This is a genomic window from Roseateles sp. So40a, from assembly GCF_048081605.1.
GTDB lineage: Bacteria > Pseudomonadota > Gammaproteobacteria > Burkholderiales > Burkholderiaceae_C > Roseateles.
Genome location: NZ_CP182288.1, coordinates 1,333,963 through 1,354,613, shown reverse-complemented (window position 1 = coordinate 1,354,613; position 20,651 = coordinate 1,333,963). Strand labels below are relative to the sequence as shown.

Below are 20,651 nucleotides of genomic sequence, written 5' to 3'. Positions count from 1 at the left end.
GGTCAACGCGGTCGAGCTCCATCACCTTCACCTAGGCCGCGACGAAGTCCTGAACGAACTTCTTGTTGGCATCGCTGCCAGCGCAGACTGCGCGCCATTGAGGCTGAGCACCCTCACCGTTGAACCATGCATGTCGCTAAACGCGCTCGTATCCGCCTGGGACCGAGAGACAGAGAGCGTGCGAAAGAGCTATTGATGCAGATGGCAACGAAGCGCTAGCAAATCACCGCAGCACGTCACGAGGGAGGAAAGAACCCTGATGCGGCGCTGCACATCTCGGTTCAGGTGATGTCCAGACCTCCGTGGCACATTTACTGAAAGGAGTTGGCGGCGAACAGGTTGTACATCTTCGACATAACGAAGGAGATGCCAAAGTAGATGCGTACGGCATCCCGCTGAGCCCGGGTGCCCCAAACTACGTTGGTCTTCAGAACAGCTCGCCAGGCTGCAGTTCGCGAGGCTCCGCTGCCGCGTCGACGTCCTCTCTCGACGGTCTAACGAACTCCTCCCACCAGGGAAACTCCTCGTCACCGCCCTGCGTGGCCGCCGGCGAGAACCCCAGCGCAAGCGCCAGATTTACGACGTCTCCGTGCTGCGGATTCATGTGTTCCAGAAGTCCGAACTTTTCGATGTACTTAATGAATTCTCTTCCGTACGGACCGTACGCATTAGCGGCCAGAAGGAAGACTGCATCCTCCGAAAGCAGTCCTCGGGCAATCTTCCCGTACGAGACCTTATCTTCTTCTGGAATGTCAGCTCCATCAATGAGCTTGAACGTCTGATATAGCGTTCGGAAGTAGGGGCCAAACGCGCCGGAATGCGGCTTGTAGATGTATTGATGAAAGTATTCGGCCAGCATGCGAAGTTGGTCGCGTGCTGTAGTCCGGGCCGGCGTCGTGTGACCCTTTATCACCCCCGCGAGGGCGCTAGCCCAAGCCTTCACGGCATCCGCGCCCACTAGGTCCGGGGGCGGCGCTGGTGGGGATGGCGGATGAACCTCAATCCTCATTCCTCCAAGTTGATACGGATTGGGGCCAACGAGTCGCCGGGGGTATGGCCGTCGGAACCGCTCTTCAAGCCCGCGCGTCAGCGTAAGTAGTTCAAAGAAGGTGGTGTCGAGCGCTTGGCGACGATTGGTCGCGCGAGACTCCTTCAACGCCGTATGTTGAAACCAGGCCGTCATAGTGAGAAGCCCAGCTGCAACCGCGGACAGCAACGCATTCAACCCACCGAAAGAATCGCCAGCCAGTCCAAGTTCACCCAATCGACTGGGCTGTTCTTGAGAGGGAAGGAGCTCCCTTGGCACCACCACCTCGAATGCAATTTCGGTGGAGGACGCCGCGCGTGACGTCGTTGGAGCTGCGCCACCTCCTTTGCCTTGCGATGAAAGCAGCGTCTCCGCGCCTCTGACTTTTATGCCTATTACTGGCGCGGAGGCGATGTCGCTGGAGGCTACGGCAGCGGGAGTCTGAACGGCCCGTGGTGCGGCCCCCCTCGGGTCCTTCAATTCACTCAGCACCCAAGAGCTTCCCGCAGTCACCCAGATGTACCAGACACTTGGTGGGATGGCGATGCAAGCCACAACGCCCAGCCATGTTTTCCAACTGATTCGCCGCGCCATTCGCTTCAGCGAGCGCCAGATTCGCTCTGGAGGCTCGTAAGTCCTGAAAGGAGGGGGTTCTTCGGCCACCAGTGGCACTTCAGTTGACATAGGCGTCGGCAATTGAAAGTTTCCCGGAGCGTGGGGCAGCGCCTATCTTAGGAGCCCATTCTCTCCGCCTTGCCCGGCGGTTTCACCTAACCAAGGCTGCGCCGGGCGGCTCCGTCGGGGAAGTTACACTCCGCGGCTGCGCCGCCAGGTTGGCGCGTTTAAGCGGTCGTTCCTACACAGGAGCTTGAGCGACCACGGCCCACCTCCATGACCGAAACCGAACGTTCCCGCCTGATTGCTCGCATCTTCTCCCGACCCGTGCTTGATGACATCGCACGCCGGGGGACGGCAGCGCACGTCGCAAAGCAGCTCTCGGGGCTCGGTGTGCAGCCGGCAAGTCGCGGGGCCGTAGTGGGAGACCTCTTCGATGCGTCGCTTGGTGAGCTGGGACAAAGCTTCCGTTGCGAGTACGTCTACAAGGCGGCCATTGCCAACCGCATAGTCTTCGGTCGGCACAGTCCGCGCACTTCCAGCATGAGCATCGAGCTCGGCGTAGCGGGCTCCATCATCGACGTGGCTGTTTTCAACGGAACCTCCACGGCGTACGAGGTCAAGACCGAGTACGACAGCCATCGGCGCCTGAGCACCCAGACGCCCGCGTACCTGCAAGCCTTTGACAGCGTCTACGTTGTGACGCACCCAGACCTGGCTCAACGCTATGCGTCTCTGGTCGACGACCGCGTTGGCATCCTCTGCCTTACCGAAAGGGGAAGCCTGCGAGAGGTACGCAAGTCCATCCGCGACGTTTCTCGAATTGAGCCTCGGGTCGTCTTCCGCATGCTCCGACGTCCAGAGTACATGGATGCAGTGCACAAGCACTTCGGGCAGCAACCCCCGATGCCAAACGGTCTGGTCCATCAGAACTACGAGAAGCTCTTCTGCCTTCTGACTAGCGAGCAGGCCCACGATGTGCTCGTGTCCGCCATGCGCGCACGCACGACTGACGCAGAGATGGTGCAGTTCGTTTCTGCCGTTCCTGAGAGCTTGCGCGTCTTGGCCTATGAGACGCCCTTGTCTCGACCGATGCGTCAGCGTCTGTTGGACGCACTTGCCGCTTCCATTTAGTCCAACTACATTTGCCTCCTAACTATTAAATCGCGTTACAAATGCGCGATGGGAGGTTCCATGTATTTCCCGTTCGTCTACGGACGTCAGTCCGAGTTTTTGGCATTGCGCGCGATGCTCAAGGACCATCGGTCTCTCGATGCGCTGGTTCCGGTAATCGAGCCGGTCAAGCGAAAGAGCGCTGACCTCATCAGATGCATCGAGGCCTTCGGCAAGGCCGACGAAACACTCGCGGTCATCCTCACCCCGGACAAGCATGAGCTGAAAGCGAAGGACGCGGCCAAGGACTGGCGCAAGGAAGTCATCAAGGTAGTCAAGGAGCACAGTTCAATCCTTCCGACCTTCCGCTGCGTTGCCTCTACGACACTGGCGCAGGTGACGGCGTTCCTCAATGCTTTTGAAGGGCGCGAGGTCGCTCTGGCTTACTCGAGTCCGTCACTGACCGACGCTGAGTTGAAAACACTGGCTGCCCACGCCAGCATTCGCTTCCACATCGTGCTGAACGAGAAGATGACGGCCGCTGAGCAGAAGGCACTGCCTGCTGCCAAACGCGTAGACATCCGCGACTACTTCAACAAGCTAGACCGAAATTCCGATTACGACGGCACCGAACTCTTCACCGACCGACACAAGACTTTCGAGCCGGGTTGGGCGGGCTTTGGCGACTACGCCTCCATCGGCTCGGCTTTCGCGCCAGGTGGCGGCAAGCCCGCGGCCGTGGCAGCGCACGCAATCTACAAACACAAGTCCGGCAACGTCTGGATTGAGCATTTTGTGTCTGACGACACCGACAAGGATGTCGGTAGCACAGACGAAAAATTCTTGCAGGCAGCTCGAAAGCTTGTGAAAGCCGCGAAGGCCCGACCTAACGAGTTCGGTACGAACTTCGCACTTGATACATACGCGAAGCACGTCGCGAGCAAGCACTATCCTGGATTAGGTGCCAACAAGGTTCTGCAACTAGAGCATCACATCTGTCTGATGCTGGACCTGCTGGACGGCACCATCTAACGCCGGCGTTGGGCACCTAGGGCGGCTGGTCATCATGCGCGCCAAACCGTAGCTGGCGAAAGGATGACCGCTCGCTGGAACGAAGGGGTAACAATCAGTTCACGAGGTCACTCTGGCCTGTACTTGAGCGGAACTTGACCAGCTCTGGAGCGTTTGATTACACAGCCCGCCGGTAGCCTGGAGGACAGAGCTGCAGCAGTAGTTGCTGCGTTGCAAGTCTAGGTTTGTGGGGCCGCGCTGCGCCGGCGCAGTGGACTTCTTTAACTGCATCGGCAGGCCTTTCGACCTAATGGGGACGCCTGGCGTTCAGGCACCGGGGCAACCTTCATTGACCTCAAGTTGACTTCTTCGGTCTCCGAGTGCGGAATACGCGTCAACGACCGCACTCCGGGTGCTCGACAACCACTGCGGCTCAGTAGCGGCCGTTGAACACTATGTCCCACTGCGCGTTGGCATCCGAGATGCGCCCGCGGGCCTGCGCATCAAGCGCTGCTCGAGCATGGCGCCACGCATGTTCAACCGATGATACGAGCTGAACTCGCTGAGCCTCTGTATTGGTCGCCAGAATTCTCTCCACGATTTCGCAGGGGTCCTTCACTGCGCCGCATTTGGTCAGCGCCAACAGTTCGAAGAAGTCGTGCAGACATTGACCGTGTGACTTCCCGATGGAGCATATCTTGGACGATGCAAGCACCATGTCTGAGTAAAAGCTCCCCAATGGCAACGGCTTCGCACGCGCGTACTTCCACCACTTTATGAGCTGCGAGACCTTTCGCACCTTGTTGCCGCTAGCCGCTTGTGCCTGGGCAAAGTAGTGGTCATGGGCATGTGGGCTGGTCTCGAACCATCCGTTCAAGCCATCGGGAATGAGAAATACTGGTCGAGCGCGCGTCCTATCAAAACGGGTGAACACTGCAGGTACCACATCCATGCTCTGGTTCGTGCTACCGAAGGAAATCGTCGCGGCAAGACCATCCTTGCGAACCTCAGAAGCCGGGAACCTGCTCCTGAGCTCCGCCAGAACTCGACCCACAACCGTGTTCGAGGCAATCATCCGGCCTCCCCACGTAATCTCGTCCTTCGCCAGCACCACCATACAGTCCACATCGCTGTAGGTGCGGATGGCCGTGCCACGCGTGTGACTCCCTATGTCCCTCATGCCGCTGACAACAAACGACCTCTGTAACCGCGCGCGGACTGCGCCCTTGTGGGACTGCACTGCAAGCAGTGCTGATTCGAGCGGCTCAATGCGCTTGGCCAACGCAAGCATATTGAACTGCGGCTGGAGAAGTGCCTGCATCCTTGGTCTTAAACGCTCGTCGGCGTGTTCTTAAGCTGATAGTCCGATACGCGAGCGTCCGCGCCGGCGTTCATCGCTCCTTCGCGGCTACCGCGGTTGAGCCAGTAGATGACGTCGAAGACTAGCGGACTGGTCACTCGATGGCTGTAGATGGCGTCCTGCAGCTCGCGAGAGCGTTCCGCCGCTGCCTGCGGGAGCAACCCATCCATGGTCTTGCGCCACAGCTTCTCGGCTTCGCCCTTTAGGCGTGTGAGTGTTTCGATGGTGTCCTTCTGGCGGAAGAACTCTCGCAGCATCCAAGTCATTGCTGGCATGGCTGGCGCCACGTAGGTGAGCAGAAAATCTTCAAGCGGTACGTGCATGCCCGTCCATAGAAGCGCTACGACAGCCGCGACCAAGGCCAGCCTCAACAGACGGCTGTAGAACTTGCGGACGTCCGCGTCGTAAATCAGGTTCTCGCGCTGGCACAAGATGCGGCCAACATGCAGAGGGACCCTACCTACAGCAACCGGGTACCAATCGCGCAGTTGCCTCTCACCGACTTCATCGAAGGTCTTCGCCGCGAGGTGGTGCACATCTTCTGGGTCGACGTAGGTGCCGACGAGGAACTCGTTGGGTGACAGGTCGAGCACATGGCAGTCGAATTCTTCTTGGAGCTTGGCCGTCGTCTTCACCTGACCCTTGAGCCATCGGTCCAGAAACACGACTTCGCACAACGTGAACACGAGGGCCAACGATGCGACGTAGGGCTTCAACGACGGTTGATGAATCGCCATCCACCAGCTTGCCACTGGCAACGCGGCCGTAACGGCCACGACCATGCCTTGATAGACCTTGAGTCGTGAGCACAGGCGTCGCCTGGCGCGCAAAAGCGCAACCATACGGTTCTCGTTTTGCCTGCTTCCGATGTCGTTCATCATGCTCACCTCATCACCATGAATCGACCTTGATTCATCCAACGCTTCTGCCGATTTACGGGATGCTCGCCGCCGCCGGCCCATTCGTCCGTCACGAGCCACTCCTCGAAGTAGTTCAGCCATTCGGCGGTCCAGGGGAGATAGGACTCCTGCATGGTTAGCTCGCTGCTCCATTCGCCCGCACGAGGCAGCCATAGGCAGAGCTTGGTCCCGCGCCCCTCGTGGGGGTACACATGCGGTAGCCGCCGCCCGCCGGCGAGCTCGACCAAATCCGGCTCCAGGACAAACGCTTCCGGGCTACCCGACACCTTCAGCTTCACCATGCAGCGATACACGCGAGACAGAACAGTCGGCGCGATGCTGAAGACATAGCGAAGTTCTCGGCCCGCCGTGAGGTATAGGCGTGAATCCGGCCACTTCATGGCGTTGAGCTCAGCATGCCGTTGCGCGAGCGACGGAAGCTTGGTCGGGAACTTCATGCCTCCGGACCACCGAAATATGTGTGACCACGAGCGCTGGCTACGACCGGCACAGCACCGGCGACTACGAAGCCTGCCTTTCCAAGCGTCCTGTAGTCCTCGCGCTGCTGACTGCCTCGCTGTAAGACTGCCTGCCCTGCTCGCGCCCCAAAACTGCGCTCAACGGACTTGACTACGGAACTCAGGCCTCCAGCGCCATCAGCTCGTATCGTCAACTCCTCCACGTCGGCCATCAGCATGGCGTGCCACTGGCGAAACGCTGCCTGACGCGCCGTCGAGTTCATGCTTTCAGCCAGGTTGTCGTTCTGAGCACAAGGGTTCAGCAACACCCAACGCTCGCTCAATCCATCCGATTGGCGGTCGAACAGCGTAGGCACCCGCGCAAGCATGTCCAGGAAGAGGTCCAGGGGACCGTCATGGGGCAGCCGCGCTTCAATGGCGTAGGCCTTGGCCAGCAGAGAGGTCAAGAAGACGGATGAAGGCGCTAGCTTGTCCCCGCCTGCAACTCGACCGAACATGACGTTGCGGTGCACTTTTGCCAGTTGAACTAAACGGCATAGCAGGCGCCCCATCACCTGCTGCGCGTCGGGCAGCGGCTCGACGTCAGCTCGCTTGGCGTTTTGCGCGAAGTCGACAGTCGCAACGTTCCGCAGCATTGGGCTGATACGCGCAACATCTTCGAACGCTAAGCAATAGCCTTTCGGATTGGTGGAGAGGTAGCGGCGAGCCTCTCGGTCCGGAATACGCCCGTGGTGCTCACCACGCTCGACCGTATGCAGCGGCTCGTCGATAACGGGCGCGAAATCGGCACACATACCGTCCGCATAGGTGAGCGTCACGCATCGCTCCCATCGCTTGATGGCAAGTCCATGCCGCTCGGCGTACCGCGCCAGTGCCTGGAAAAGGTGTTGCAACAGCCTTGCTACGCCTTCCTGCCCTTGGTACCGAAACATCGCCGACCGCGCCAAACGCGCTACGAGGTCAATGTCGAAACCGCTTCGCTGCGAATCCATAGGGCGCACGATGGTGCCCAGCTGACGTGAGCCATGCGCATGGACCGCCGTCAGCAGCCCATCGAACTCCGCGCACGTCGTCAGGTACTCACCGGTCGCGCCATACGCCCGCTCAAGCGTCTGCAATTGGGTAGCAGTTGGCTCATACGCAGCCGCGATGGTCTCAGTCAAGTAGTTGAAACGTCGCATCGCCTCCGGCGTAACACTTCGAGTGGTGCGCATCGGGACGTGGCCACTGAAGCCGATATCGACACGCTGCTGGGGGCCATTCCTCATGATTCACACCTCCATCAGGCGCTTGAGGTACCGACCGTGACGCGCTGCCATTGCACCCGCCGCGGCAATCACCAACCACAACGTGAAGCCGGACAGGGTCTCGGGCACCCACCAGGTTGGGATTGATGGGAGTAGCTCTGACAGCCTCCCGGGGGCGTTTAGGCCTACGGCGAGGGAGCCGACCACCGCAGCGCCCTGCAAAGCAACCCTTGCGACGAGGCCCAGAAACAGCACCCCCAAAGACACGAACACGACGGCGCGCCCCCAATCCATCCATCGCTGAGGAGAGGAGAACAGCAGGTCAACGAGTCGCTCGAGGTGCATGGAAGCCTCCAGGGGGTCTATCCGCCGCAACGGCGTTCACACATCATTTATGCCGATGCTACGTCATCTTTTTGATGACATCAACTACTCGTGAAGATTTTTCATCATAGGCGTCTACGCTAAGATGTTTGGATGGCGACCCCTGACCTTGAAACGACGCGCGCGTCCAAGCTGTCCTCATTGACCAAGACGCAGCGCGAGCGGCTGTCTCACATCGACTTCCGCCTATATTTCCTAGGAGAACTGCGTCGGGCTGACGTGGTGGACCGATTCGGAACCGGCCCGGCCGCAGCGACACGCGACATCGCGCTCTACCGAGAAATCGCTCCCGAGAACTTGGCGCTCGACAACTCCGACAAGGTCTACCGCCCCACTTCCACCTTCACACCACTCTTTGACCACGCCCCGCAACGCGTGCTCACAGCTTTATCGCAAGGGTTCGGCGAAGGGATTGGGGACGAACTGCACCCGCTACTTAGGTGCGAAATTCCGAGCGCACTGAGCTTGCCAGCGATGGATGTACTTGCTCCCATCACGCGAGCCATCAATCGCGGCAAGGCCGTCAAGTTGGCCTACACCTCTATCGACAGCGGCCGCACAGAGAAAGAACTAGTTCCACTCGCCTTGGTAGACATTGGCATCAGGTGGCACGTGCGGGCGTTCGACCGCAAACATCATGAGTTCCGAGACTTCGTGCTCACTCGAATGGAGCACCCTGAGGTACTTGAAACGAGCGAAGTGCTTGTCGAGGAACGACCTGAGGCAGACATTCAGTGGAGTCGAATCATTGAGTTGGACTTCGTGGTTCATCCAAGTCACAAACGCCCCGCCGTCGTGGAGATGGATTACGGCATCGCGTCTGGTCAGACTCTTCATGTCCGTGTGCGAGCCGCGAATGCAGGCTACATGCTACGTCGCATGAACGTAGACTGCTCTCCGGACCACAGTCTCAAAGGACCGGAGATAGCGCTATGGCTCAAGGACCCACTGGCCTTGTACGGAGCAAGCAACGCTAGGCTAGCGCCAGGTTACGTGGACCCGAATCCAAGCCGAACCATCGCAGCCATGTGAGGTTACGCTCGACACGTCACATCTCGCCTTCAACCAGTTGCCCATCCAAGGCCATTGCTGCTCATGACCGAGCGCACCTACCTCAACAGCAAGTACGAAGAACGAGCTCAAGTAAAGGCTCTCGGCGCACGCTGGGACTCTGAGCTTCGCAAGTGGTACGTGCCATCGGAGTTGGACTTAGCGCCGTTCTCAGCTTGGCTACCGGCGGCTGCGGTGTCGAGCCCTGCGCACTCACAGGTGGCGCTGGAGTCCGAGTCGCGTGATGTGGACGTGCCGAACAAGGGCATCCCACTGTCGCGACTCCTGGGTGGAGTCGCGACCCTGATTTCGAAGGCTTTCGGTGAAGGTGTCTGGACCACAGCTGAGGTCCTAAAAGTCAGTTCGACCAAGGTTGGCCACGTCTACCTCGAGTTGTCCGAGCGAAGCCAGTCCACGGGCGATGTTCTGGCGCAGGCACGCGCGGTAATCTGGTCCCGGTCAGCCGAAGCCCTGCTCTCGGAGTTCAGACGGGTGACTGGTGCCGACCTCGAAGCCGGCATCAAGGTGTTGTTGCGTGCCAAGCCTGTCTTCAAGTCGCAGTACGGTTTCAGCCTGGAAGTGGATGGCATCGACCCCGCGTACACACTGGGCGACCTTGAGGCTCGACGCCGCGATATCCGCGAGCGCCTAAAAAAAGAACTGCTGTTCGACCGCAATCGCTCGCTCGCGCCCCCCTGGGATTTCAAGGCTGTCCTCGTCATCGCGCCTGAGCGCGCCGCCGGACTGGGAGACTTCGCCAAGGAGGCGCAGCGTCTTCAGGCACACGGAGCGTGCGAGTTCAGCTACATCCACAGCCGCTTTCAAGGCGAAGGTGCAGCCGCGGAGATTGCAGAGGCACTTCGGGCAGGACTGCGCACGTGGTCCGGCGCAGAGCTTCCGGACGCAGTCGTCATCCTCAGAGGCGGCGGCAGCGTCAGCGACCTCGCCTGGCTCAACGACTACGCTTTGGCGCGATGCATCTGCGAATGCCCAGTGCCCGTTCTCACGGGCATTGGCCACGAGCGCGACGACACCTCGCTGGATGAAGTCGCCCACCGCAAGTTCGACACCCCGTCCAAGGTCATTTTGGGCATCGAAGAAGTAATGCGGTCCCGAGTTCGCGAGGCACGCGCATTCAACGAGCGCATCCTCAACCTTACCCGGCGCGCTGCCGCCCTGACCGGCGCGGAGGTTCTGCACCTGCGCCGTGATGTCGAGCAAGCCGCCAATGCCTTGGTTGCTCAGGCACGGGCTGACAGCAAATCCGCCTTCGAGGCACTCCGCCACGCGTCAGCGGCGACGCTCCGCGATGCGCGCAGTGCCGTTAGGGAGAACGTCGTTGCGGTTCGGTCAGATGCCCGCCAGCTCGTTCAGGTCGCGCGCCAGGCTGTTCCAGCTGTCATGGTCGACATCGACACGAGAGCGCGAGCGTCCGTCCTCCTCGCGAAGGAACGAAGCGAAGGCCTGTTACCACTTGTTCTAGAGCGTAGTCGGCTGACCGCTCGCACGGCACTCCGGGAAACCGAATTCGCCATCCGCGAGACTTCTGGGGCTGTCGGGCGGCTTGTACACGTCCGCCGGAGAGTGGATGCGCTCCTCCCCACGGTTCTCGAACAGGCTGCGATGACCGCTCGCGCCGCACGTCGAGAGACCGAGCTCGCCATCCGGGAGACCGCGGGCGTTGCCGGCAAGATTGGACATGTCCGCCGCCAGGTAGACGCGTTGCTACCGGCTGTTCTAGAGCAAGCTGCATCCAGCACCCGCTCTCAAGGGCAAGCTGCAGAGCGTCTCATGCGCGAGACCGCCGAACGCTCCACAAGAGGCGTCGACATCGCAGCAGAGCGGTCCCAAGCCCTCTTCCGGGAGATTGCTGGTCAGGGGCCCCAGAAAACCTTGCGCCGCGGCTTCGCCGTCGTACGCTCCTCAGACGGCGAGGCAGTGACTTCCGTAGAGACAGTCCAACCTGGTGCCGCAATACAGGTTGACCTGCATGACGGTACGGTGCGCGCAGTGGTCGAGACAGTCACTCAAACAACCCAGGAAGGCGGCGCCTGACGCCGAAGAGAAGATGGAAGAGAAGACATTCCGCGATGCCTACGAAGTCCTTCAGCGCCATGCGGAGACGCTGCGCAACCAGGAGGAGCCCAATATCGACGACTTGTTGGACATCGTCAACGAGTCCGTCGACGCCTACAAGGTCTGCAAGCAGCGCATTGACGCTGTGGAGAAAGCTCTGGAGGAGGCGTTGGTCAGCGCTGGCTTGGAAGGTGCGGGCCGCGGCGAGCGAGCCGCTCCCGCGCCCAACGAGAACGGGGGCAAGAGTCGCCCCGCACCGTCCCGTGGCTTCGACGACATGGACGACGACACGCCCTTCTGAAGGACACGCAGCACTCCACGGTCAGCAAACAACTGTCTCGACGACGCCGGCGTCGGTGAGGAGTTGGTAGAGGTCGGCGACCTTCTGCCGGGCACCTCGCTCATTGCAGAATAGGAACACGGCACGCTGCTTGGCGCGAGACAGCGCGACGAAGAACGTCGCCAGCCCCTCGGGATTGCCAGGCGTGTGGCTCCACCAGGACTTGTCGTCCAGTCCGATAAAGGCAATCGTGTCGTACTCGAGTCCCTTGCTCTTGTGCACGGTCAAAAGCGGAATCTGGTCTGTGCCCTCGTATAGGTCCAGGCAGTCGGCCCAATTTCCACTGGCATGAGCGCACTCGGCCAGGTGGATGGTCAACCCCTCCCGAATGAGCTCGGCCATATCGTTGCGCTGATAGCGAACATGGGAGCGAACGATGCGCTCCATGTCCAGGAACGCGTAGACCTTGTCGACCACGGCAGCGGCCGCCGCCTCGGACGGCTCCTTGGCATCCATCAGAGCTCGCAGCTCGGCCAGGAACCCCTCAAGCGCACCCTCGGCGCTGCGAGTGCCGAGGGTGTCCGCCGAGTCGACACCGGCGAGAAATTCCAAGGCCGATGAGGCCAACTGCCACGCCGCCGGCGCCTTCACCTTGGTGCCAAGACGCAGCAAGGCCAGCACGACCTGGGCGATGTCATCCACCAGCAAGTCCTGGATGGAGACCTTACCAATTACCTTGCTCTCATTGCGCAGTGCCAGACCGGCAGCGGCGAACGCAGGCTGCAACTCCCGCTCGAAGACCTCAGCCTTCTGGCGAACCAGCAGCGCGTAGTCGCGCGGCCGCTTCCTGCGGGCGGCCAGGTCCGTGGCGACCCACGTCGCCAAGTACTCGGCCTCCCCTTGACGATGGGAGCTCGACCAAACCTGCACCACGTTCTTGGCCAACTCTGCGGCGGCTTGGGACTGCGTGGGAATGGCGCCGGCATCGAGGGCAGTGGCAACGACGTGTTGCACGCGCACCAGCTCCGGCGATGAACGGAAGTTGAACAACAGCGGCACGCGCTGCGCGCCGAAGTCCGCCTCGAACCGCTCGAAGGCATCCGAACGAGCGCCGGCCCATAGCATGATGCGCTGCTTGTGGTCACCCACCACTGTCACGCTCGCCGAGCTCCCCATGAAGGCCGATTTCAGGAAGTCGTACTGAGCGAATGTCGTGTCCTGGAACTCGTCCACGAACACGAACGAGTACGTCGACCGCAGCGCCGCCAGGATGTTGGGAGAGCTCCTCAACAGCAGCTCGGCCAGTCTGTTCAGGCTCGAGAAGGTGAGCTTTGACGGCTTCGCATATTTCAGCGACATGGCCCACCAGTAGTTCAAGAGCAGCTCGCGGGCGTTCGTGGGCTTTGCTGCGACCAACGGCAACTTGCTGTTCCCCAGGACATCCGCTTCAAACCTGAATAGGTCCAGCCCGCCAATCTCGTTGCGCCATTCTTCGCGAGCCACTGCCCTCGCCCCGCGTTGGAACTCCCTCAGGTAGTCCTTGTCTGGGAACAGGATGTCATAGGGCCTCGTAGGCCGCCAAACTGAAGGAAGGGCATTGGCGAAGCGGTCGACCAAGCTCTTCGTCAACGCATCGAACGTGACGGATGAGAAACGGTCGGCCAGCTCTGGCGGGCACCGCTCCTGCACGCGCTTGGCGAGATTGGCGGCCGCGTCTGTCTTAAACGAGATAGCAAGGATGCGATGCGGAGGCCGGCAGATGCCCGCCTCAAGCAGATACACCGCCCGCTGGGCCAGGAACTCGGTTTTGCCGGCCCCAGGACCCGCTACGACCGACGTATTTCCTGTACTGCGCAACGCGGTCCATGCCGCTGGCTCCAGACCGGGGATACCCCTTGGCTTCCAGTCCTCCGGTGCAACTCTCCGAGAAAATTCCATCGTGGCTTCCTCAGAGGCTCTTGCGCACAAGTTCGATGAGGTCCTTCAGGAACTTCGGGGCCGAGGCCCTCAACTGCTCGTCTGAGAGTCTGCTCAGAGCGCGAACATGGGTGCTCGGCTTTCCTCGACCAAGGAATAGATACCTGTACCAAAGAAGCGCGACGTCCTGGTCTGCCGGATACGCAGCATGATTTCCGCCTTCCCCCAGCACTGCATCCCGGGCGTCTATTCCAGTTCTAGGACCAGCCATCCCCGGCTCCAGCACTGTGTACGCGGGGAAGTAGGCTTGAAGCATCGAGTAGTCGAGGTCCAGGGGAGCGGAGAAAAACACGCCACGCTCTCGAAGGAACGTTAGCCAGTGCTCGATGTTTCCCATCTCTACCATCGTGTCGAAACTGGCGAGATTGCGTTCCGCTTCAGGGTCGTCAGCTGCGACTTCCTTGAAGAGCTCTTTTGGAGGGGTGCCATTGGCAATCAGCTGCTTCAAGGCTGTCTTGACTCGACCCCACCCGCCGCCCTGGCGGCCCCAATCCAGGTCCAAGAGCGTCGCGTGCGGGATGTCCAGCGCATTGAGCAGCTTCCACATGTGGTTCACGTGGCGCCCTCCCAGCGGAACAACGGCGACGAACGAGCGGTCAATTTCGACGCCCATGGCTTTCGACAGCCGCGGGATGACCACCTCCTCTGTGGCCCCTTCGCCCAGCACGACGAACCTTGCGAAATAGAGCTCCGGATAACTGCGCACAGCCTCGCGCAGGTACTTGGATGCCTCTTCTTGGTCCGCCGGCATCTCCACGGCACGGATGCGAGCCGTCCTGTCTTCCTTAAGTCGGAAGTGGCGGACCCCCTCTGGCTTAACGCGCGACAGGATGCTCGCGGAGTGGCTAGAGACGACCGCCTGCGCTTGGGCTGTGCCGACCAGCTCCTCGACCTGGGCAATGATGCGCGACAGGTAGAAAGGCGCAAGGGTGTTCTCGGGCTCCTCCAGCGCGATGAGCGTCAGCGCCGGGATGGCAATGCTGCCGGGGACAAAGCCATGTTCGGCATCTCCCTTCGCCGCCTCGGCCTCCGCGTCCAGAGTCGCTGCAGTCAGTGCCAAATGGAAGAGCGACTTCTGACCATCGCTGAGTTCGTTGATGTCGCGGTCGCGCCTGTCATCACCAGGCTGGAAGGTGACATCTACTTGTCCAATGAACTCTTGCCAGCGTGTGTCGACCGGGCGGAAGACCGGAACTGCGTCCGTGCCTGCGTCATGAAGCGCCTGCCAGCGCTTTTTCACTTTCTCCTCAATGCGAAGGACAGCCGGCTCTTCCCTGAAGACGGTGTTCAGCGTCTCGCCAGCGCCGTCCAGGGCCGTCTTTACCTTCGCCGACCACTGGATGGCCTTCCACAGTCGCCCTTTCAGCAGCGCCGACACCTGCGATGCGCCATCGCGCGTCGCAGGGATGTAGAGCAATTGAATGCGCGAGCGGTCTGCACCCTTCAAGTTGACGCAATCTGCAGCCGTGTACTCGCCCAGGGACCGAACCGCGAAATAGGTTTCTTCAATGGCGCCTTCAACGGTGCCGTCATCGACCCAGGTGGCCTCCAGCCGCAGCCGCACCTTCAGCTTGCCCTTGTCATCAGCGGCCATCTGCTGGAAGAACTCCGGAACGGCCGTCGTTTCCGTGCCGGTGTCCAGTTCGGGGAACACCAAGATGGCCTCAAGGCTTAGCTCGCGCTGCAACGGCACAGCTTTTTCGTCCGCTGGCACATGAAAGTCGCGACGCCTAAGTCTTCGCTGCTCACTCGTCATGCCGAAGAGCCGTTGGAGGCCCTGCATGACGGCGGTTTTCCCGCTGCCATTTGCGCCCACGAATGCAGTGAGGGCAGCGTCCAGCGATAACGCTGCCCCTTGGGGGCCGAAGCACCGGAAGTTTTTCAGCGTGACTTGTTCGATGTACATGTTCTCTCCCTCCCGGCATGAGCGTGCAGCTTCATGTCGCGAACTATTTTTCTCGAATGTATCCGGTTGCTCGTGTCGTGCGCCTGTCTACTCCGCACCGCCGCCTTTGCATTCGCCGTAAAGAATGACATCACCGAAACATTTTCCGGCTACTTGCTAGTCTTCGTTAGCAGCTCAGCGAGCGAAAGCGGTATCCCCTCATCTTTGACGATGCCGTCGCTTGCCGGCCGGAAGAGGGCTTGCAAGATGAGTCGCCGGTCCTCCTTGTCGCTAAGCTTGTCGCCTTCCATAAGCGAGAGGTAGGTCTGCACCATGACCACTCGTTCCGCGGCGTCACCGAGCAGATGGAGATGGCTGAGGAACATGCGGACCAGAAGTCTCAACGCCCAAACCGAGAACACGCCCAGCGTAGCCAGCAACGCGATGCGCCAGGTATCTGGCATCTTCCCCGCTTGCGCCGTGTTTAGCAGGTCATGGACCTGAAGTCCCAGCCATCCTGCCGCGCTTCCGATGCCAGCGAACGACAAGATGCCGGTGAGCGTTGCTCCGATACAGTGCCCGACCTGTTTCTTGCGCCAGTAATCCGCCGGCGCGCGCAACGCCATCTTCTCGTTGAACTTCTCCTCGAGTTCGCGCATCGCCTCGCGATGGCCGTTGGCCATCTCCTCAAAGGCTCTTATGCGCTGCTCTTGGTCGCCTTTGAAGGTTTCGGCTTGCGAAGTGGCCGCACTGCTGATGTTGGTGGCCAGCTCTTGGTAGTCGCGATGCAACGCGTCGTACGTGAGCATCTTCTCACCGATGACTGTCTCAGCCTTCTGGACGACGACGTCGAAGGCAAGCCCTGCAGCTTCAACCCGCGCGTCGGACTTTCCTCGCGACGACGAGAACCGCTCGCCCAGCCCCGCTAAGAGACCTCGCCACGAACCGAGTGTCAGCGCTTGAAACTGATGACCGCTATCGAGCGGACCGAGCATCGCCGCAAGGAAGAAGCTGGCACCGAGGTCTCCGTACTCCTGACGAGCGAGGCCCACCCGCTTCCCCAGCCTAGACCCGCTGTACGGGAGGCGGCGTTCAACAAACGCGGCGTTAATCTGAGACTGCGCGTTTCGGAGTTGCTGAAGCGCGTAATCTCGGTTGCCCTCCCAATAGTTCCTCGCTTGAGTCGTGTCATTGAGCGCTTGGTTCAGACAACTGACCGCCTCAGAAAGCGGTTGCGCATGACTGCCGGTACCACCCTGATGCAGCCATATCCAGTACTGCTGCTCCTTGGCCAGCCACTGACCGAGCTCGTCGATAGTCGTCGGTGCTAGCAGTCCTCCGTTTGCTCCAAGGTCGAGTTGGAACAGCGGCGCAGTCGCCGCTGCAGGAGCGGAGTTCCCGTCTTGTGTCATTCACTTCCTTCCGGCGTTCGCCACAAGTAAGAAACGAAAACTGGCGCCGAAACCCGACATGGAACCGATGCTCGCTTTCACCCATACACAGTCCTTCAAGCGACCGACTCGTGGAGGCGAGGCGATGGCCTCCAAGGCTTCAGAGGGCGAGAAGATGTTCACCAAGTCGCTGTAGCGTCTTGCGTAGCCCCTTTCCCACGCGTCCAGGCCAAGCGTCCCACTCGACCCACGCAAAAGCATCGGCCTCCGGCAACAGCTCCTTAGTCCGATGATGCTCGAAGAAGCTCGTGCAGCGGCACTTGGCTGGGTCGAGCAGCGAGGATTCAATCCGACCAGCGAAGAGGTGCAGATGCTTGCCAGTCAGGTAGTCTTGCTCGCCCAGGTCGACCAGCGGCCACTGGGACGCGTCGATGCCGGCCTCTTCCTTGGCCTCCCGCAGAGCCGTTTCCAGCGGAACCTCACCAGGGTCAGGCAACCCCTTGGGGATGTCCCAACGCTCTGTTCCCGTCGCTCGCACAAGGAACATCCGGTTGTTCACGTCCAACAGCACTACGCCGCAGCTGAGTTGCATCGCACACCTCCCATTGAGCGGCTCAGTCTAGAGGAGGCTCACAGGCCAGCTTCGCCCTGAGGGACGAAACCAAAGAAGACTTTGCCTGCAAGCCAACAGTCGTCCGCGGCGCCAAGAAGCCCGTCGGATGCACCTTGCGGCCGGCCTTCGCGAGTACAGTCGCGCCACTAAAACGAAGTTCAACTTGGGAGTGGCTTGCATGAGCAGCCGTGTTCGCACGCACTATGAGACCTTGGGAATCCAACCTGACGCTCCCGACGCCGTCATACGCGCAGCCTATAAGGCTCTTTCTCAGCTGCACCACCCCGACAGGCACCCGGAAGGGCAACGAGCCGACGCGAACGCTCGGATGTCCGAAATTAACGCGGCCTATGACGTTCTGCGCTACCCAGAATCCCGGGCGCGATACGACGACGAGCTCACCCGACAAAGCCACGATGCCGGCTTCTCTGACGAAGCCGAGGATGCATCGTTCGGCGCCGCCGTGGACGAGCTAACCGAGACCTGGGAGCTAGCGCGCCAGGTCTATCCAGAGATTGAGCAAGTGCGCTCGCGCCTCAAACGCATCTCAAATGACCTAGCCTTCGGCTACAGCTTGGTGATGCTCGAGACCAAGCAGTTCGACTTCGCGAGTGACATCGGTCAACGCATGGAACGCACCTTCATGGCCCAGCACTTCGGGTCAAACGAAGTGATTCTGGAGTTCGCGTTGAAACTGGTTCTGGCTGGTGAGCGTCCCGCTGCCCTTTCACTCAACAAGTTGGTTTCCGTGGTCGGCAACGCCAACCCTCAGCGCATCATCGACGCCGTTGAAAAGCAGCATGGAGTCTTGCAACGACTCAAAGATATCGACTTGCGCACCGCGCGCGAGCAAGAGATTCAAGCTGCGCAGACTCGCCTGAAGAAGGAAGTTCTGAACCATCGCTCGTTCGACGCATGCACTGGCTGGCTTCGCCTGCACGGATACGAGGTAGTCGAGTTCGGCGGAAGCTTCTTCATGCCTTCTAAGGTGCGTGTCACGAAAACGGATGTGGAGCATGTCTTTGAGACGGCCAGCACTTTCATCCGCTGGACGATTGACAGCATCTCAGCGGGGCACTTCGATGCTCAGGCAGCTCGCGGTTGAAGCGCCCCGAGGGCCTCATCAGGGGAGGCTCGCGTGGCGCACTCGCTGAAGCACGTTGGCAAAACTTAGCGAGGGACCCCAACTTACATCCAGGATGTCTCCACCCGCGACGCCGCCGGATGGTTAGTTCCCCAAAAAGCACCCGCCTCGCCAGCGTCGCTTGTGCTTCTTCGGATGTTCACTTGTCGCGGGCCGCCGAGCTCTGCTAGCGGAGGTACGCTGCGCGGCGAGGGAAGTTTCGACCAAATTCGGCTTAAACGGGTGTCGCAGCACCATCGTCATCAAGCACACGGACCACTCGGAACTCCTCACGGTTGCGACCAGCCGCTTCATAGTCCTTGAGCCACTGAGGAGCGCGGCCGTGGCCGGACCACCTACGCGTGGGATTGGCCGGGTCATAGAACGGGACCTGCGGGGTGGCTGGCGCCCGAGCCTTGGCGCTCTTGCGCGACCGCCCATCCGTGTAAGGACCGAGCGCGTCAATCGCCTCATCCGCCGTGAACCCCAACGCTTCGAGCTTCTTGGCGAAACCGTCCACTAGGACCTTCAATTCCTCGGCTCGCTTCGCTCCAATTTCTCCGTCCAGCTTCTGCTTCAACGCCACGAGTTGCGCATAGGACAGTTGGGACACATCTACATCGGTCATGAGTTCGGAAGGCAAGTACTAGATTTCGCCATCCTAGTTCCTCGGCCTGGCCGCTCCTCATTGCCAAGCGCTGCACGCGAACAAACTGCGCAGAGCTCAGCCTAGTGCTTACCCTGTGAAGCACGTTCGGACCTACCTAAGGCGCCCCTCTCGTTCACATCTAACCCAGGCGACCGACAGCCTGAGCAGCTGACTAACGAGTCAGCGCCTTCAAGCCGCGCTTCGCCAGTTGTCGCAGGACCTCGGATTTGGTGAGTCGGTTCGCCACGCTCAAGCCACTGATTTCGGCGTGCAGGTCGGGTGGGAAGTTCATCGTGCGCCGATGCAGGCGCTCCGAGCTATCCTGAGGACGCTTTAGCGGTGATGTCGCGACCTTCGCGATTCCCGCAACAACGAAGCTGCGGAAAACCTCCCCCTTGCTAAGACCCTGGCGTTTGGCGGTTGCGCGCACCGCTTCGTCTAGAGCGGAGTCCACGTCGACCGTTTGCTGCACCCAGCGCTCCGTTCGCACCGGCTCCTGCTCACGCAGCATCGGAAGCTGACGCTGGGCCGCAGCGTTTGTGTGGGCCACCTTGGCAAGCGTCACTGATGATGACATTAAACCGAGTTCCCTGGCCAACCCATGCGGCAACGTGAGAAGCACCTTTGCACCTCCCGTAGCCATCGTCTCGATTTGGGCCTGAACGCCCGTCAGCTGAAGGAAGATTGGCGCCAAGTCATGGTGCTCGACACCGAACTCGTCCAGAACGTCGCGGTAGAGCCGGAAACCGGGCGTCGACCCGTCCTGCTTCCGCTGCTTCAAGGTCACCTTTGTGCTCATCGTCGATTCCTTTGCTCGGACCCCATCACGCGCACATCGAAAGCTCAAGTTGCCGGAGCGCCCAGAGGCGGAAGGTGCTCATCTTCTTGAAGGTCCCATCACCCACTCACCAGCCACGCTCGAAGCCGACGGAGCGCCTGTGGGTCTGACATTCCCAGCGCCGGGTCGCATGCGATGAGCTGTTGCGACAGGCTGTGGAACGGCTCTAGCTCGTCGTCGAGAACTCGAAAATCACCCACATCCGGATGCTCCGACAACCAGAGCTCGATTCCCTCCAGGCGCCCCGGTCCGACAGTTGCTCCGATAACCCGCGGGCCAAGCGCACCCAGTAGCTCACGCAGTTCGTCCAGGTCGTACTGGAACCTCCAAGTACTGTGAACCACGATGCGGACATCTCCATGCGCCTGCAGTGCTTCGTGCAGCACTGGAAGCCAACACCAGTGACTGGTCTGAGTTACGACGCCAGGTCCAGCATGAAGAACGCCGTCAAAGTCCAGGAATAGCACCCGCATGTGTCGTCTCGGTTGGTCGAACATCTACGCCAGGGTCGCTAGCTACTTGGAGCGTCGGTCGAGACTCGCCTCATGCGTGGACCCATCGCTGTCCTCCGCACCAGAGCGCGACGACCGTCGCTCCAACCAAGCCGCGGCTTCGCGAGGCTCAATGCCTACTT

Annotated in this window: 19 protein-coding genes; 6 read left to right on the top strand and 13 right to left on the bottom strand. The window is 60.5% G+C overall.

The features are described 5' to 3' along the window. Positions 1-427: 427 nt before the first annotated feature. Positions 428-859 carry a putative phage abortive infection protein gene (locus ACNI65_RS06315; protein ID WP_416761858.1) on the bottom strand — a complete coding sequence of 144 codons (432 nt, stop codon included), beginning with the start codon at positions 857-859 and terminating at the stop codon, positions 428-430. 1,059 nt (positions 860-1,918) lie between these two features. Between ACNI65_RS06315 and ACNI65_RS06310 the strand changes: the two genes are divergently transcribed. Together ACNI65_RS06310 and ACNI65_RS06305 are read left to right on the top strand one after the other, a co-directional pair. Beyond that, positions 1,919-2,776 carry a sce7726 family protein gene (locus ACNI65_RS06310; RefSeq protein WP_416761857.1) on the top strand — a complete coding sequence of 286 codons (858 nt, stop codon included), beginning with the start codon at positions 1,919-1,921 and terminating at the stop codon, positions 2,774-2,776. A gap of 60 nt (positions 2,777-2,836) precedes the next feature. After that, on the top strand, positions 2,837-3,787 hold the full coding sequence (locus ACNI65_RS06305) for a sce7725 family protein (protein ID WP_416761855.1): 951 nt from the start codon (positions 2,837-2,839) through the stop codon (positions 3,785-3,787). A gap of 412 nt (positions 3,788-4,199) precedes the next feature. On the opposite strand, the gene ACNI65_RS06300 is transcribed toward ACNI65_RS06305, so the two are convergent. The 5 genes from ACNI65_RS06300 to ACNI65_RS06280 are packed head-to-tail and all read right to left on the bottom strand — an operon-like array spanning position 4,200 to position 8,096. Then, on the bottom strand, positions 4,200-5,087 hold the full coding sequence (locus ACNI65_RS06300) for an SMODS domain-containing nucleotidyltransferase (protein ID WP_416761853.1): 888 nt from the start codon (positions 5,085-5,087) through the stop codon (positions 4,200-4,202). 8 nt (positions 5,088-5,095) lie between these two features. Further along, positions 5,096-6,007 carry an S-4TM family putative pore-forming effector gene (locus ACNI65_RS06295; RefSeq protein WP_416761852.1) on the bottom strand — a complete coding sequence of 304 codons (912 nt, stop codon included), beginning with the start codon at positions 6,005-6,007 and terminating at the stop codon, positions 5,096-5,098. A gap of 2 nt (positions 6,008-6,009) precedes the next feature. Then, a complete protein-coding gene (locus ACNI65_RS06290) occupies positions 6,010-6,483 on the bottom strand; it encodes a hypothetical protein (RefSeq protein ID WP_416761851.1) in 474 nt (157 codons plus the stop codon). Then, positions 6,480-7,718, bottom strand: coding sequence for a nucleotidyltransferase (locus ACNI65_RS06285; RefSeq protein ID WP_416761850.1), 1,239 nt, complete (start codon positions 7,716-7,718; stop codon positions 6,480-6,482). Before ACNI65_RS06285 ends, ACNI65_RS06290 begins: the two co-directional genes overlap by 4 nt. Before the next feature lie 57 nt (positions 7,719-7,775). Further along, positions 7,776-8,096, bottom strand: a complete 321-nt coding sequence (locus tag ACNI65_RS06280; protein WP_416761849.1) for a hypothetical protein — start codon at positions 8,094-8,096, stop codon at positions 7,776-7,778. A gap of 132 nt (positions 8,097-8,228) precedes the next feature. Here ACNI65_RS06280 and ACNI65_RS06275 point away from each other — a divergent pair, with 132 nt between their 5' ends. The 3 genes from ACNI65_RS06275 (at position 8,229) to xseB (ending at position 11,562) form a co-directional block, all read left to right on the top strand. Further along, entirely contained in the window at positions 8,229-9,167 is a 939-nt protein-coding gene (locus tag ACNI65_RS06275) for a helix-turn-helix transcriptional regulator (RefSeq protein WP_416761848.1), read from the top strand. 63 nt (positions 9,168-9,230) lie between these two features. Next, positions 9,231-11,240, top strand: a complete 2,010-nt coding sequence (gene xseA, locus ACNI65_RS06270) for an exodeoxyribonuclease VII large subunit (protein WP_416761847.1) — start codon at positions 9,231-9,233, stop codon at positions 11,238-11,240. A gap of 13 nt (positions 11,241-11,253) precedes the next feature. Further along, the gene (gene xseB / locus ACNI65_RS06265; protein WP_416761845.1) at positions 11,254-11,562 is read left to right on the top strand and encodes an exodeoxyribonuclease VII small subunit; all 309 of its coding nucleotides are present in this window, start codon (positions 11,254-11,256) and stop codon (positions 11,560-11,562) included. A gap of 21 nt (positions 11,563-11,583) precedes the next feature. Here xseB and ACNI65_RS06260 read toward each other — a convergent pair whose 3' ends face one another. The 4 genes from ACNI65_RS06260 to ACNI65_RS06245 form a co-directional block, all read right to left on the bottom strand. After that, complete coding sequence (locus ACNI65_RS06260; RefSeq protein WP_416761844.1) at positions 11,584-13,479, bottom strand: UvrD-helicase domain-containing protein; 1,896 nt, start codon at positions 13,477-13,479, stop codon at positions 11,584-11,586. 10 nt (positions 13,480-13,489) lie between these two features. After that, entirely contained in the window at positions 13,490-15,424 is a 1,935-nt protein-coding gene (locus tag ACNI65_RS06255; RefSeq protein WP_416761842.1) for an ATP-dependent nuclease, read from the bottom strand. A gap of 149 nt (positions 15,425-15,573) precedes the next feature. Continuing rightward, positions 15,574-16,815, bottom strand: a complete 1,242-nt coding sequence (locus tag ACNI65_RS06250) for a DUF6161 domain-containing protein (protein ID WP_416761841.1) — start codon at positions 16,813-16,815, stop codon at positions 15,574-15,576. Between the two features lie 139 nt (positions 16,816-16,954). Continuing rightward, positions 16,955-17,386: an NUDIX hydrolase gene (locus tag ACNI65_RS06245; RefSeq protein ID WP_416761840.1), complete on the bottom strand. Its 432-nt coding sequence runs from the start codon at positions 17,384-17,386 to the stop codon at positions 16,955-16,957. Between the two features lie 199 nt (positions 17,387-17,585). Between ACNI65_RS06245 and ACNI65_RS06240 the strand changes: the two genes are divergently transcribed. After that, complete coding sequence (locus ACNI65_RS06240; RefSeq protein WP_416761839.1) at positions 17,586-18,512, top strand: J domain-containing protein; 927 nt, start codon at positions 17,586-17,588, stop codon at positions 18,510-18,512. Positions 18,513-18,765: 253 nt separating this feature from the next. Here the strand turns inward: ACNI65_RS06240 and ACNI65_RS06235 are convergent, their stop codons facing one another. The 3 genes from ACNI65_RS06235 to ACNI65_RS06225 form a co-directional block, all read right to left on the bottom strand. Beyond that, positions 18,766-19,173, bottom strand: a complete 408-nt coding sequence (locus ACNI65_RS06235) for an H-NS family nucleoid-associated regulatory protein (RefSeq protein WP_416761838.1) — start codon at positions 19,171-19,173, stop codon at positions 18,766-18,768. A gap of 178 nt (positions 19,174-19,351) precedes the next feature. Then, entirely contained in the window at positions 19,352-19,978 is a 627-nt protein-coding gene (locus ACNI65_RS06230) for a hypothetical protein (protein ID WP_416761837.1), read from the bottom strand. A 98-nt stretch (positions 19,979-20,076) separates the two neighbouring features. Further along, complete coding sequence (locus ACNI65_RS06225) at positions 20,077-20,490, bottom strand: HAD domain-containing protein (RefSeq protein WP_416761836.1); 414 nt, start codon at positions 20,488-20,490, stop codon at positions 20,077-20,079. Positions 20,491-20,651: the final 161 nt, after the last annotated feature.